The organism is Mesorhizobium sp. M00.F.Ca.ET.216.01.1.1, assembly GCF_004010325.2.
Taxonomy (GTDB): Bacteria; Pseudomonadota; Alphaproteobacteria; order Rhizobiales; family Rhizobiaceae; genus Mesorhizobium.
In genome coordinates, this window is the sequence record NZ_SADR02000057.1 from 1 (window position 1) to 13661 (window position 13661).

At 57.6% G+C, this 13661-nt stretch carries 10 protein-coding genes and 2 pseudogenes; 10 read left to right on the plus strand and 2 right to left on the minus strand.

Features of this window, described 5'->3' with window-relative positions:
• Window positions 1-930 precede the first annotated feature (930 nt).
• The 9 genes from EN859_RS34625 (at window position 931) to EN859_RS34665 (ending at window position 10515) form a co-directional block, all read left to right on the plus strand.
• Window positions 931-1521, plus strand: coding sequence for a NodA family N-acyltransferase (locus tag EN859_RS34625; RefSeq protein WP_063169401.1), 591 nt, complete (start codon window positions 931-933; stop codon window positions 1519-1521).
• Window positions 1518-2177, plus strand: coding sequence for a chitooligosaccharide deacetylase NodB (nodB, locus tag EN859_RS34630; protein WP_091600617.1), 660 nt, complete (start codon window positions 1518-1520; stop codon window positions 2175-2177). The genes EN859_RS34625 and nodB overlap by 4 nt, the downstream gene beginning before the upstream one ends.
• 15 nt (window positions 2178-2192) lie before the next feature.
• On the plus strand, window positions 2193-3518 hold the full coding sequence (gene nodC, locus EN859_RS34635; protein WP_091600618.1) for a chitooligosaccharide synthase NodC: 1326 nt from the start codon (window positions 2193-2195) through the stop codon (window positions 3516-3518).
• Window positions 3519-3779: 261 nt separating this feature from the next.
• Window positions 3780-4694 (plus strand): nodulation factor ABC transporter ATP-binding protein NodI, encoded by a 915-nt coding sequence (gene nodI / locus EN859_RS34640; protein ID WP_091600619.1) that lies wholly within the window; start codon window positions 3780-3782, stop codon window positions 4692-4694.
• Window positions 4695-4697: 3 nt separating this feature from the next.
• Window positions 4698-5486, plus strand: a complete 789-nt coding sequence (locus EN859_RS34645) for an ABC transporter permease (RefSeq protein WP_091600620.1) — start codon at window positions 4698-4700, stop codon at window positions 5484-5486.
• A gap of 287 nt (window positions 5487-5773) precedes the next feature.
• Window positions 5774-6535 (plus strand): sulfotransferase, encoded by a 762-nt coding sequence (locus tag EN859_RS34650; protein ID WP_024505871.1) that lies wholly within the window; start codon window positions 5774-5776, stop codon window positions 6533-6535.
• A 388-nt stretch (window positions 6536-6923) separates the two neighbouring features.
• Window positions 6924-8207, plus strand: a complete 1284-nt coding sequence (locus EN859_RS34655; protein WP_268929390.1) for a dicarboxylate/amino acid:cation symporter — start codon at window positions 6924-6926, stop codon at window positions 8205-8207.
• Between the two features lie 278 nt (window positions 8208-8485).
• A complete protein-coding gene (locus EN859_RS34660; RefSeq protein ID WP_091600622.1) occupies window positions 8486-9547 on the plus strand; it encodes a LacI family DNA-binding transcriptional regulator in 1062 nt (353 codons plus the stop codon).
• A gap of 164 nt (window positions 9548-9711) precedes the next feature.
• Window positions 9712-10515 carry a TIM barrel protein gene (locus EN859_RS34665; RefSeq protein WP_091600623.1) on the plus strand — a complete coding sequence of 268 codons (804 nt, stop codon included), beginning with the start codon at window positions 9712-9714 and terminating at the stop codon, window positions 10513-10515.
• Window positions 10516-10563: 48 nt separating this feature from the next.
• Here the strand turns inward: EN859_RS34665 and EN859_RS34670 are convergent, their stop codons facing one another.
• Window positions 10564-11481: a LysR family transcriptional regulator gene (locus EN859_RS34670; protein WP_091600624.1), complete on the minus strand. Its 918-nt coding sequence runs from the start codon at window positions 11479-11481 to the stop codon at window positions 10564-10566.
• 697 nt (window positions 11482-12178) lie between these two features.
• Here EN859_RS34670 and EN859_RS34675 point away from each other — a divergent pair.
• Window positions 12179-12508 (plus strand): annotated as a pseudogene (locus tag EN859_RS34675) (IS110 family transposase); the annotation flags it as partial.
• 386 nt (window positions 12509-12894) lie between these two features.
• Here EN859_RS34675 and EN859_RS40630 read toward each other — a convergent pair.
• A pseudogene (locus tag EN859_RS40630) lies at window positions 12895-13232 on the minus strand (LysR family transcriptional regulator); the annotation flags it as partial.
• Between the last annotated feature and the right edge of the window lie 429 nt (window positions 13233-13661).

Sequence of the window (13661 nt, forward strand, 5' to 3'; positions counted from 1 at the left end):
CAAGGTGCGCGTCGCCATGAGCAACGCCTTCGCCATGGGCGGCACGAACGCAGTTCTGGCATTCAGGCAGGTGTAGAAGCCATGCAAGACGCCTCATTTGAGGTCACCTGTCGTATCTAGCTGCTTGCCGGACCACTATGTGAAGCGAGCGCTATTGGCTGCCTCTGCGATGCGGGAATTGGCAGCGGACGTCTCACGATCAAACAGGCATCTGCTTGTAGAATTCTTTTAATCGTGAAGCGGCGCGAGTGCGCTATCCGTTGAGGTGAGCAAGGCCGGCGCCCTGGGTGAGCTCTGGTGTCGGGTGGTGGAAAGTACAGGGGGAGCTGTGTGGCCACCTCTTTCTCGGCCTCGACGATGTGCGAAGGAGCCTGTGCGGCGAACGGGCCGACGCCCCAGGCTCAGAACCTGGGCGAACCTAACTCCCGCCAAAGGACAGCCCAGAGCTGGATACACGAAAAAGATACTGAACCCGCGAATCAGATTCTGATCAATCGTCGTGTCTGAGCTCCGCTCGGGCTCTTACGGAGATAATCGAGCGGCCCGGCAACGGCCGCGCGTGCCGCGGGCGTGAGCTTTGCGCTTCGTCAGAAGTGCCTCGAGCGTGACGACGATAATTGACCAGCCATATGGAACGCATTCGCCCAGTTATCCAAAGCGTGGATACCTTTCATCTAAACAAAGGATTTTACCGTTTTTGCTGCAGGTCCCATAGAAGCGCTTCAAGTTGGAAAGATAGGTAGTTCCGATGGTTGCGTTGGATCCGAGGAGCATCATCTGGTGTGCGGGGCGTACAAAGTCAGTCGCATCTGCATTGCGGCTTGGTCTTTCGGCGGTCTCCACAAGTTACGCCCCGTTGGGGCGACGCCAATTATTTAACCAATGCTTGGACATTTATCTCAACCGGACAGCTACAAGGTGAGGTCTTCCATGCGCCCGAATGTCGAGTGGAAGTTGTGCTGGGAAAATGAGTTGCAACTGGCCGACCATGTCGAACTCTCCGACTTTTTTCGAAAGACCTATGGACGGACTGGCGCCTTCAACGCGGAGCCATTCGAAGGCGGCCGCAGTTGGGCCGGCGCGAGGCCGGAATTCCGCGCAATCGGCTACGACGCGCATGGGGTAGCGGCTCACATCGGCATGCTGCGGCGCTTCATCAAAGTTGGCGAGGTCGACTTGATCGTCGCTGAATTGGGCCTGTACGCGGTTCGTCCGGATCTTGAAGGGCTCGGAATCGGTTTTTCGATGCGCGTGGCGTACCCAGTGCTCCATCAGTTGGGTGTTCCATTCGCTTTCGGCACGGTTCGGCACGCGCTGCGAAACCATGTCGAAAGATTCTGCAGAGCCGGCCTCGCGAACATTGTGTCGGGCGTTCGCGTACGGTCGACCCGTCCAGACGTGCATCCCGACCTGCCGCCCACGCGCCTGGAAGACGTACTCGTGTTGGTTTCGCCGATCGGACGCTCGATGGACGAGTGGCCGTCCGGTACCCTGATCGACCGGAACGGTCCGGAACTATGAAGCCTCTGGACTACATATGCGAAGGGCAGAGTGACAATGCCGATGGCATTGCAGAGCGCAGCGTCTATCTGACGTTTGACGACGGTCCCAATTCATTTTTCACACCGCAGATACTCAATGTGCTGGCGCAACATCAGGTGCCGGCGACCTTCTTCGTTGTTGGGGCCTACGCGGCCGACGAGCCGGAACTCGTTCGCCGAATTATTACAGACGGGCACGGTATAGCCAACCACACGATGACTCATCCGGACCTGGCTAAATGCGGGCCCGTCGAAGTCGACCGCCAGATAGTTGAGGCAAACAGAGTCATAGGGATGGCTTGCCCGCAGGCCATGGTTCGGTACTTTCGTGCACCGTATGGCATCTGGACCGAAGAAGTAATCGCTGCATCAGCGGGTGCGGCATTGGCGCCCGTCCATTGGTCCATTGATCCACGCGACTGGTCTCGCCCCGGCGTTGACGCCATCGTCGACAGAGTGCTCGCCGATATCCGGCCGGGCGCAATCGTGCTGTTGCACGACGGGTGCGCTCCCGACGAATTGCAACCAGGCAATCAAGCCAGTCTGCGCGACCAGACGGTGACAGCGTTGTCACGCCTAATTCCAGAATTGCACGGCCGCGGATTTGTAATCCGATCACTTCCTCAACATCCCTGAACAAACAGAGATCCTATGGACCTTCTCACCACAGCCAGTACTGTTGCCGTTTCGTCTTATGCGGTGCTCTCGACTGTTTACAGAGGCATGCAAGCGGTCTACTCCCAACCGGAAAATGTTACGCCGCCGTCGGAAAGCTTGTTCGGATCCGACCGTTGGCCGAGCGTGGATGTCATCATCCCCTGCTACAATGAGGACCCGCGCACACTCGCGGCGTGTTTAGCTTCCATCGCAATTCAAGATTACGCCGGAACATTTCAGGTCTATCTGGTTGACGACGGTTCTGGAAATCGTAATGCCGTCATCCCGGTACATCACGCCTACGAGGGCGACCCGAGATTCAATTTCATTCTGCTCCGCGAGAATGTTGGCAAACGCAAGGCGCAGATCGCCGCCATCCGCCGCTCATCTGGAGATTTCGTGCTCAGCGTCGACTCTGACACGACACTTGCGTCCGACGTGATCACGAAGCTTGCAGTAAAAATGCGGGATCCCATGGTCGGAGCGGCCATGGGCCAGCTGACGGCATACAACCGCAGCGACACTTGGTTGACCCGATTGATCGATATGGAATACTGGCTGGCTTGCAATGAGGAGCGCGCGGCGCAAGGTCGCTTTGGTGCGGTCATGTGCTGCTGCGGCCCATGTGCAATGTACCGCCGGTCTTGTCTCCTTTCTCTGCTGGATCAATACGAGACGCAGCTGTTCAGGGGGAAACCAAGCGACTTCGGTGAAGACCGTCATCTTACGATCCTCATGCTGAAAGCAGGCTTTCGAACCGAGTACGTTCCAGGTGCCGTCGCGGCGACAGTCGTTCCGGACAAGATGGGACCTTATTTGCGCCAACAACTCCGCTGGGCACGGAGCACTTTCCGGGACACGATGCTTGCGCGAGGTCTACTGCGTGGCCTGGATCGCTATCTAACTTTGGATGTGATGGGAGAGAATCTCGGCCCATTGTTGCTCGGCATCGCGGTAGTAACGGCGCTCGGTGAGCTACTATTTTCACATACAGTAAATTGGTGGACGGTGCTGGCTATTGTCACCATGACCATAATCAGATCTACGGTGTTATCTTTCCGCACTCGGCAGCTTCGATTCATCGGCTATTCAATGCACGCGTTAATCAGGATATTCCTGTTGATCCCCTTGAAGGCTTACGCCCTGTGTACATTGAGCAATAGCGATTGGCTGTCGCGTAAAAGTGTTCCCCTGCCCAACAGAAGCACAAAGGAAATCACAAGCGCGACGCCGCTTGCCGGAGCAAATGCTGCGGGCAATTCTGGAATTGCGGAGTCACTTCATACTGCAGATCTTTCGCTCACAGCTGGTGAAGTCTGACGGCCTTGCAGCGCCGGGTGACCGAGTAAGTTGTGTCAGTCGACACGTGGTGAAGCTTGTCGAGTTACCTATGGTCAGAACGGGAACTATCTGGAAGCGACACGTGGCATCTTGACGTTAATTCTTTGGCGGAAGCGATACACGCGTCGCTCCGGCCGCGACTTTCCAAAGGTGCCATCTCAAGGCGGTGGCCTGCTCTGAACCAGATTCGTAAGTAAGCTGCCGGTGGCCAATCGGACTCATTCCGCTTGAGATAGACGCATGTCCAATGTAGCAATCGACCTTACCGGCGTAACCAAATTATTCGGAAACAAGCTCGTTGTGGACGGGCTGTCCTTCACCGTTGCATCGGGAGAGTGCTTCGGTCTGCTGGGGCCGAACGGCGCAGGCAAGAGCACGATTGCGCGTATGCTCCTCGGTATGACCCGGCCTGACGCGGGTGATATAACAGTCCTCGGTCTACCAGTGCCGGCACGCAGCCGCTTGGCCCGCAAGGGCATAGGCGTGGTCCCGCAGTTCGACAATCTCGACCTGGAATTTACGGTACGTGAGAACCTGTTGGTGTTCGGGCGCTACTTCGGCATGAGAACAAGAGAGATCAACGCCGTCATCCCACGGCTCCTCGAGTTCGCTCGCCTTGAGAGCAAGGCGGATTCACGTGTCGGCCTGCTATCCGGCGGGATGAAGCGGCGCCTGACGCTGGCACGTGCTCTGATCAACGACCCCCAGTTGCTTGTGATGGATGAGCCCACGACCGGCCTCGACCCGCATGCCCGCCATCTGATCTGGGAGCGACTTCGTTTCCTGCTGGCGAGCGGAAAAACGATCATTTTGACCACCCATTTCATGGAAGAGGCTGAGCGGCTTTGTGATCGGCTGTGTGTTCTCGAGCGGGGACGCAAGATCGCCGAGGGCAGTCCTCATGCGCTGATCGACGAGTACATTGGGTGCAACGTGATCGAGATCTTCGGCGGCAATCCACAGGAGCTGATTTCGCTGATCAGGCCGTACGTTCAGCGTATCGAGGTAAGCGGCGAGACGCTCTTTTGCTATGCGCCTGATCCGGAGGATGTGCGCATCCAGCTTCGCGGTCGAGCGGGTCTGCGTATTCTGGAGCGTCCACCCAGTCTGGAGGACGTTTTCTTGCGGCTAACCGGACGTGAGATGGAGAAGTGAGCAATGGGTGAACGTCTTGCGGCCGCTCTACCCGCCAACGCCTGGAACTGGATCGCGGTGTGGCGCCGCAATCATTTGGCATGGAAGAAGGTGGCATTTGCTTCAATGCTCGGCACCCTTGCTGATCCGATGATTTACCTTTTCGGGCTCGGCACTGGCCTTGGACTGTTGGTAGGCCGCATCGAAGGTGCATCCTACATCGCTTTTCTGGCAGCCGGCATGGTTGCGACAAGCGCGATGACAGCATCGACCTTCGAAACAATTTACGCGGTTTTCGGTCGAATGCGCGATCAGGGCACTTGGGAAGCAATCTTGCACACACAACTTACCCTCGGCGACATCGTTCTCGGTGAATTGACCTGGGCAGCCACAAAGGCCTTTCTGGCCGGTACGACAATTGCGATTGTTGCCGCCGCGCTAGGTTATGCCGCGTGGACGTCGGTTCTCTACGTGCTGCCGGTCATCGCTCTCACCGGGTTCGCCTTTGCGAGCCTGGCCATGCTCGTCATCGCGCTCGCGCCCAGTTATCACTATTTTATTTTCTATCAGACGCTTGTCATCACACCTATGCTGTTCCTTTCGGGCGCGGTTTTTCCAGTCGGCCAATTGCCAGGAGTGTTTCAGCAGATTGCGGCCTTCTCGCCGCTGGCGAATTCTATCGATCTAATCCGTCCGGTGATGCTCGGCCGCCTGGGCGACAATGTAGGGCTGCATATAGGCGCACTTTGCATGTTCGCTGTATTGCCTTTTTTTGTGTCGGCTGGACTGTTTCATCGACGACTAATGCGTTGACGCTTACCTACGCCCATCAACGAGAAGGAGGTCCGCAATGCCGGATTGCAAACTGCCCACAGCGGCCCGGAGGCATGCGTGTGCCAGGAATCGCGAGTGGTACAACAACGCCGAAGCCGGGCGCCACCCAGCCGCTGCAGGCACGCGCCCATCTTCGCGACCACACCTCGGAGTACAGGCTGGGTGGTGAGGCGCGGACCCACCCGGAGCGTTCAAGCGATAGCAGCCAAGCTTCTTGTGCGCGTCCCCAGACCGTCGCGGCCATTATTTAGTTGGATACACATGCAATGACCCACAACGAACCAACTCCTGAGCCTTTTGTGATCCTTGCTATGCCAAGGACCGGAACACACTATTTAGAAGAATTGCTAAACGAGCATCCGACCGTTTTGAGTAACGGTGAGTTGCTAAACGAATATGATCCCAATTGGCCCAGCACGGATCGCCTGCTAGGCACGGATCGCGAGCTTCTTGAGCTTGCCTATGTGCGCTGCCCTATGCGCGACTACAAGAATGTGACGCATCTTGGCTGCAAGATCAATGAACCTCAGTTTCGCGAGCGTCCAGCATTCTTTGCGGAATTAGCTCGTTGGCCAGCACTCAAGGTCATCCTCGTTGTTCGCCGAAACGTATTGGAATCGCTCCGTTCCTTTGTGCAGGCCAGGGAAAGCGGTCAGTGGCTGAAGTTCAGCTCGGACAACGATACCGCTCGGCCACCGAGCGTCAGGTTGTCAATCGCTGACTGTGAGGCTTATTTCAAAGCCGCCGACGATTTTCACGCTCGCGTTATGGACTCCTTCACGTCGACCAACCTGCTTGTAATGGAATACGAGAGCCTTCTTCATGAACCTGCCCAATGCTTGGGAGCGGTTTGGGATTTCCTGGGCGTTCCAGCGCTTGAGCCATCAGATAACGCCATCCTGCAGCGCCAGGAAACGCGACCGCTGGATCAAACGGTGGAGAACTTTGACGAGTTGCGGATTCACTTCGCACGCGGACCTTATTCAAGATTTTTTGACCTCGGAGATTCGATGCGCTCCTACGCTTAATCGCTTGTCCCGCGTGCTCTGATGGGCGTGTAGGATATCCTACAGTTTGCGCGCATTCCGTCGCAAAACTGACCAACCAAAGTCACCAAGACGACAGATATCGGCCGGCATTCGATCTGCGGCGAACATCAAAGGCACGGCCGCAAGGCGACCTGGTCAATTCCCTCTCTGGCGAAGCACTTCTTCACGCGATCTTTGGCGAGCCTTGAGTGCAAATTCCGGCAAAGGTGGAGGGTTCCAGTGCGCAACCCGCACCAATCTCGCTGGACGGGACAGGCCTCCAGTTGGCACGGCGCTTGCTCCGAGATGACAGCAGCGCTCGACCGGAGCGCAGCATGGGAGAAGGAGGAGCCCCCACCCCGATCCGGTCAGGGAGAGAGAAACGGTGTTGGTTCCAAAAGTCCCCCGCGCGATCGCAGCGCCCCGCAAGCGCCATTTTGCCCGGACCTACGTGCAGGTGCTTGCCGCCATAGTCCTGGGTGCCGCAATTGGCTATCTCTATCCGGAAACCGGCCAGAGCCTGAAGCCGCTCGGCGATGCCTTCATCAAAGTCGTCAAGATGATTATCGCACCTGTCATCTTCCTGACAATTGCGACCGGCATTGCCGGCATGAGCGATCTGCAGAAGGTCGGCCGAGTTGCCGCCAAGGCGATGGTTTATTTCCTCACCTTCTCGACGCTTGCACTCGTTGTCGGACTGATTGTCGCGAATATCGTTCAGCCTGGCGCCGGCCTCAACATCGATCCGGCCTCGCTCGATGTCCAAGCCGTTAAGGGCTATGTGGCCACGGCTCACGAGCAGTCCGTGACCAGCTTCCTGATGAACATCATCCCGTCAACGATTGCCAGTGCCTTCGCGGAAGGCGACATCCTGCAAGTCTTGTTCTTCTCGGTCCTGTTCGGCATTGCTTTGGCGATGACCGGAGAGACGAGCAGGCCGGTCGTTACCTTTCTCCAGGCGCTTACCGCCCCCATTTTTAAGCTCGTCGGCATTCTGATGAAGGCTGCACCCATCGGCGCCTTCGGCGCAATGGCCTTTACGATCGGCAAATACGGTATCGGTTCGGTGGCCAACCTCGCGATACTGGTCGCGACGTTCTATCTTACCGCCTTCCTCTTCGTGTTCGGGGTTCTCGGCGCGGTCTGCCGCTACAACGGCTTCTCGATCTTTTCTCTTGTCCGCTACATCAAGGACGAACTGCTGCTTGTCCTGGCAACGTCCTCCTCGGAGGCCGCGCTGCCCTCGCTCATGGAGAAGATGGAGAAGGCCGGCGCCGCGCGTTCGGTCGTAAGTCTCGTCATCCCTACTGGATACTCATTCAATCTGGACGGTACCAATATCTACATGACGATCGCCGCCCTCTTCATCGCGCAGGCGACGAACACAGATTTGTCAATTGCCGATCAGATCCTCCTGCTGCTAATTGCGATGCTTTCCTCGAAGGGTGCGGCAGGCGTCACCGGCGCCGGCTTCATCACATTGGCCGCTACTCTCTCTGTCGTGCCGAGTGTTCCCGTTGCCGGAATGGCTCTAATTCTTGGCGTGGACCGCTTCATGTCGGAATGCCGCGCGCTGACGAATTTAGTCGGTAATGCGGTGGCATCGCTCGTTGTCGCTCGCTGGGAAGGCGAATTGGACCAGTCACGGATGGAAGCCGCTTTCCGCGGTTAGGGTTACATCAAACTGGCTCCCCGCAAGCAAAATCGCAACAGCGCGACGTGTAAGTCGCGGCCTTGCCACAACAGTCGAATTGCCAGCCTCCAAAGAGCGCTGGAAATAGAGTACTAACGCAGTGAGTAATACAACACCATGAAGCCCCTAAGCAAACGAACGGTTCACGGAAACTCATCTGGGTGCGCATGGAGCGCTGTTCGTCGAATGCGCTATCAACCGCCGGGTGTGGGAACTATTTCAGCTTGCCGCCCCAAGCCGTCGCGGGAGCGCACCGGATGATGGAGGACCGGCCGATCAGAATCGCTAGGGGAAAGCGCGTCACAATTGCCGATCTCGCCCGCGAAGCCGGAGTCAGCGTAGCAACAGTCGATCGGGTTCTGAACGTCCGCCTTCCGGTGCGAGAGGAGACCGCCCAGCGGGTCCATGCGGCCGCGCACGCGATCGGCTATCATGCTGCCGGTCTCATCAAACAGCGCTTGCAGCAGCACCTGCCGCACTACAAGCTGGGCTTCATCTTGAGAAAACCTACCCACGATTTCTACCAAGATTTCGCTCGCAAGATCGAAGAGTCGGTCAGTATGGCTAAATCCTTCCACGGCCTTCCGATCATCGAGTTCGCGCAGTCACATTTGCCGCGTGACCTGCTCCCGCTTCTTAAGGACCTTGGGAGCCGCTGCCAGGCGATCGCCATGGTGGCGGCCGATCACCCGAAAATCACAGCATCAGTCGAGGAGCTCAAGGCGAAAGGTATCCCGGTATTTTCGCTGCTATCCGACTTCGCCGATGGCGTGCGCGAGGGCTACATCGGCCTCAACAACAGCAAGGTCGGACGGACTGCCGCTTGGGTGTTTTCCAAGACCGCAAAACGGCCCGGCAAGGTGGCGGTGTTTGTCGGAAGCCATCGCTTCCAGGCGCATGCGACGCGGGAAACGGCCTTTCGTGCGTATTTTCGTGAGAACGCGCCAAAATTCGAGGTGCTTGATGCGCTCGTGAACCTTGATGAACGGCAGCTCACTTACGAAAAATTGCTGGATCTTATGCAGCGGGAACCAGAGCTCGTCGGCTTCTATATGGCCGGCGGGGGGATAGAGGGGGCAATTTCCGCGCTCCGAGAAGAGGGGAGCGGTCAGGATCTCGTCGCGATCGTGAGTGAAATGACGCCGCAGTCACGTGGGGCGCTTGCGGATGACATCTTGACGATGGCGGTCGGCACGCCAATGCGCCGACTTTGCCAGGAGCTGATAATGGCAATGGAGCGGGCCATCAAAGCCGGCGTCGCGGAGAGCCCGGGGCAGACATTTCTGCCGTTCGACATTTATCTTCCGGAAAATATTTGAGCTTGATGGATTTCTATCATGAGCGCCCATTTTCCTTTCACCGATGAAAGGAAAGCTCGATTGACTCGGCCGTCTCTGTCCGATCTGTGAACCGGCGTGGTTCCGTCTTGAAAGAAGCCGGATGCCGAAATGGCAGCCGCGCTTCATGGAAGGAAAGTCAAGCAATGCGCCAGGTATCGCCCCGCTTTGCACTCGATCACATGGCGGCGCCCCGCCTTGACGTCAGTGCGCTTTTCGCGCTTGCCCGTGACCAAGGCCTGACCGACGTCCAAATCCGTTACCCTCATTTCAGCAATCCTGTCGCACGCGGCATTCCGGCTGCGGACGTCCGGTTTGCCGCTACCGAAGCGGGCATCACGATCATCTCTGTCAACGCCTTGCAGCGGTTCAACGACTGGACTCCAACGCGTCAGGCCGAGGCAAGCAACCTCGCCGATTATGCGACGGCGTGCGGGGCGGAGACGCTCGTGTTGGTGCCGGCCAACCGCAGCTCGTGGCCCACCAATAGCGAGCGCCAGGACAATCTTCGTTTCGCTCTAAACGAGATCAAGCCAATCCTCCAGTCGCGGGGTCTGATCGGTCTTATCGAGCCGCTGGGTTTCCGAACCTGCTCGCTTCGATCAAAGAAGGAAGCGGCCGAGGCCGTTGCCGCGGTTGATGGCCAGTCCGTCTTTCGCCTCGTGCACGACACGTTCCACCACACCCTGGCCGGGGAGACATGCCTGTTCTGCGAGCTTACCGGCCTGGTGCACATTTCAAGCGTAAACGACCCGACCTTCTGGATTTACCCCGATCGCTTTCTTGCAGGTTCCGACAATGGCAGCCAGATTCAGGCGCTGCTGGATGGCGGCTACGCGGGACCTTTCTCGTTCGAGCTGGTCGAGGAAGTCCATTCTCTGGACGATCTCGCAGGCGCACTTGCCGCCAGCATCGACTTTATCCGGCGAGGGCTATTGTCGTCAGAGTAGATGGTGACAGGAGTAGTGACTATAGGTGCGCCTGAATTTTCCGTGGGTTCACAGCGGGACAGCCATCCGAGATGCCTCTTGCATCATTATCTCCCGCATCCAGATGCTTGCCGGATCGCTATTGTGGAGGGCCGGCCATTGGAGGGTCTCGGTGAATGTGGGAAATGGCAGCGGAAGTTCGATAACCCGCAGGGGGAACGTGTTTTCGAAATGCCTGACCAGCCGCAAGGGCATGGTCGCTATACGAGCTGTGCCGGACACCATAGGTGGAATCATGCTGAAGCCCTGCACGGCGACCTCGACACGTCTCTTAAGGCCATGCTCAAGCAAAAACCATTCCTCGATAGACGGCTTCATCGTACGCCCGAACCTGACCGCGACGTGCCTCATCGACATGTATCTCTCGAATGTAAGCTGCTGTGGCAGCTGCTTGTTTGTGGGACAGCCTACGCACACGAGCTTCTCGTCAAACAGCGGAACGCTTGAATGCACACTCGACGTGAACATATCCGGTAGAATTAGAAAATCGACGTCACCGCGCCGGAGAAGCTCATCGGGGCTATCGTCGACAGGCAGCAGTTCGAAGCTGACGGCGGGGGCTTCCCGTGCAATACGCTCCACAAGCTTTTCGAAAAACACGAGCGTGACGAAATCGGAAAGAATGATCCTGAAGAGGCGATCGGCTCGAGCTGGGTCAAACGGATCCGAAGAAATAATCGAGCACTGGATGTGCTGGAGAGCGTCGCGAACTGCGGGGGCAAATGCTGCCGCACGCGGGGTTAGAAATCGTTCGCGACCTCTTATCGTAAACAGTTCATCGCGGAAATAATCGCGCAGTCGGGCGACGGCCGCACTCATGGCGGGCTGACTCAGGTTGATCCTGCGTGCCGCCGCCGAGAGATTACGCTCCGTCAGGAGTGCGTCGAGCACAACGAGGAGATTTAGATCAAGTCCTTTGAAACGCATGTCATCAGCCATCCATGGGATGGATGCCTTTAACCGAAACAAACGACTTTAACAATTTAGCATTCTTGCAATCTTTTGTCGCAAAAAGTTTATGATGGATGACGTTAAGGTCCGACATATGAGCCGCGTGATCTGCCGAAGCGAGCAATCGTACGTACTGTGCTGGTCAGAGATTGGCGGTTTGAAATGCCGGGCCGATGGCGCCGGGCTATCAACCAGCGTCTTCGGCGGCCCCGACCTAGCTAGGCGTGGAACCTAATAGGGTGCACCCTTCCAGTCCGAGGCGACTGATGGGCGGTTTGATCCTAAGCTGCCGTGAGGCCTGTGTTGTATCGGCGAAGCCAATGCAGCAGTTCGGCAGCGTTTTTGAGAGCTGTTGTAGGCTCGGCCTAAGCCCATTGGCGCAAGCCTGTCTGAACGAAGCGCTTGGCCTTGCTGTTATCCGGTGGTGATCTGTGGTGCCTTTTCGTCCTGCTGTTCTTGTTTTGGAACGCCCTTATGGTGAGCCCATCCGGGACGTGGGGCACCGGGAGCACGAAGGTGCAGGCAGGCCGTCAATAGACCGTGGGCTGAGAGCCCGAGCTCGTTACATGGCCGCCCCTCGCGACTTTCCCGGAGGCGCTGCGAGCGCGGATCAGTAGATGTCGTGTTACCCGCCAGCTCCCGTCTTTGACCGAGCCAAGAAGGAGGAACGGACATGCGCATCATCGGACTGGATATTCACCGCGCCTTCGCCGAAGCAGTGGCATGGGAGGATGGCAGGCTCAGGCGACTCGGCCGCGTCGACATGCGGCGCGATCTGCTGGCGGCGTTCGCCGCGAAGCTGTCGCCGAACGATGTCGGGGTGATCGAGGCCACCGGCAACGCGACGTCCGCTACGGCTGTGGTTGCGCCGCATGTGAAGAAGGTGGGGATCGCCAACCCGAAACAGGTGCGTATCATTGCCGATGCCAAGATCAAAACGACGATCGACGCCGACGTTCTTGCGCAGCTCTATGCCAGCGGCTTCTTGCCAGAAGTCTGGATTGCGGCCGACAGGAGAATAGCGCAGATTTATCAAAAAGGCTCTTGTCGATCACATCAGTGGTCTTGGGCGCTGTACGGCCGGGTGAAGACTTTGCAGGTGGCCCGGAAAGCGTTTGACCTGTAGCGAAGCAATTGTCGTCATTACGCGCTCGACCCGGGCGCCCAGCTTGGCATAAGAGCTACGTGGCCTCAGGAAGCGTCGTCAATGCAGACCATGGACGAATTCCCAGCCGATGCCGAGATGCCGGTCGACCGTGCCTGTCGCCGTCCGGTGATGCGATGCCCCCGAGCGCATGAGTTCGCCCCGGATGCTCCCGGTCACGACGCACGGGTTCGGGTTCCAAGGCGCTCAGTTTGTTCGCGCCTAATCGGTGTAGGACGCGGCAGAAATACGAGCGTGACGAAATCGGAAAGAATGATCCTGAAGCGGCGATTCGGTAGAGCCGGGTCAAACTATCCGACGAAATAAACGAGCACTGGATGGGCAGGAGAGCGTCGCGAACTGGAGGGCAAGAGCTCCCGGACGCAGCGTTAAGTTTGAATACCTCCGCGGACATGGTCGCGAGCTCATCGCGCAAATAATCGAGCAGCCGAGCGCCGGCCGCACTCATGACCGGCTGGGCTCGGTTAATCTTGCATGCCGCGCCCATGAGGTTGCGCTCTGTCGGGAGTGCGTCGAGCACAACGAGGAGATGTAGTTCACGACCTTTGAAACGCGTGGTCAATTATCCAAAGTGTGGATGCCTTTCATCGAAACAAACGATTTCATCAATGTTCTGGAATCCTGCATGGGCAGAAGCACCTGACGGACACCGATGCCCCACTGCCTCATAGCGTGGCGAGCGTCTTAAGAAACCGCCCGAAAGGAGATTTTTCATGCGCTCTACCGGGCAGTGGAGTGCTGGGAAAGGGAGTTGCAACTGACCGGCCATGTCAAACTGTCCGACTTCTTCCGAGCCTATGGACAGACTGGGAGACGCGCACGGTGTAGCGGCTCACATCGTCATACTGCACCTACGCCACACATCGGCCGGACCTGATCCGGCTTTATGAGCATTGGGCTTTGTCAGTCGCACAAGCGTGATGGCTTTCGCGACGCGGCGCGCCTCAGGAACTGAGCCGCGGGTCCGGGTCGAAACGCGGGAAAGAAAGAC

Excerpts from the sequence above, each read along its gene's own strand:
- EN859_RS34625 (WP_063169401.1), top strand. The coding sequence starts at position 931 with ATGCGCCCGAATGTCGAGTGGAAGTTGTGCTGGGAAAATGAGTTGCAA.
- nodB (WP_091600617.1), top strand. The coding sequence starts at position 1,518 with ATGAAGCCTCTGGACTACATATGCGAAGGGCAGAGTGACAATGCCGAT.
- nodC (WP_091600618.1), top strand. The coding sequence starts at position 2,193 with ATGGACCTTCTCACCACAGCCAGTACTGTTGCCGTTTCGTCTTATGCG.
- nodI (WP_091600619.1), top strand. The coding sequence starts at position 3,780 with ATGTCCAATGTAGCAATCGACCTTACCGGCGTAACCAAATTATTCGGA.
- EN859_RS34645 (WP_091600620.1), top strand. The coding sequence starts at position 4,698 with ATGGGTGAACGTCTTGCGGCCGCTCTACCCGCCAACGCCTGGAACTGG.
- EN859_RS34650 (WP_024505871.1), top strand. The coding sequence starts at position 5,774 with ATGACCCACAACGAACCAACTCCTGAGCCTTTTGTGATCCTTGCTATG.
- EN859_RS34660 (WP_091600622.1), top strand. The coding sequence starts at position 8,486 with ATGATGGAGGACCGGCCGATCAGAATCGCTAGGGGAAAGCGCGTCACA.
- EN859_RS34665 (WP_091600623.1), top strand. The coding sequence starts at position 9,712 with ATGCGCCAGGTATCGCCCCGCTTTGCACTCGATCACATGGCGGCGCCC.
- EN859_RS34670 (WP_091600624.1), bottom strand. The coding sequence starts at position 11,481 with ATGCGTTTCAAAGGACTTGATCTAAATCTCCTCGTTGTGCTCGACGCA.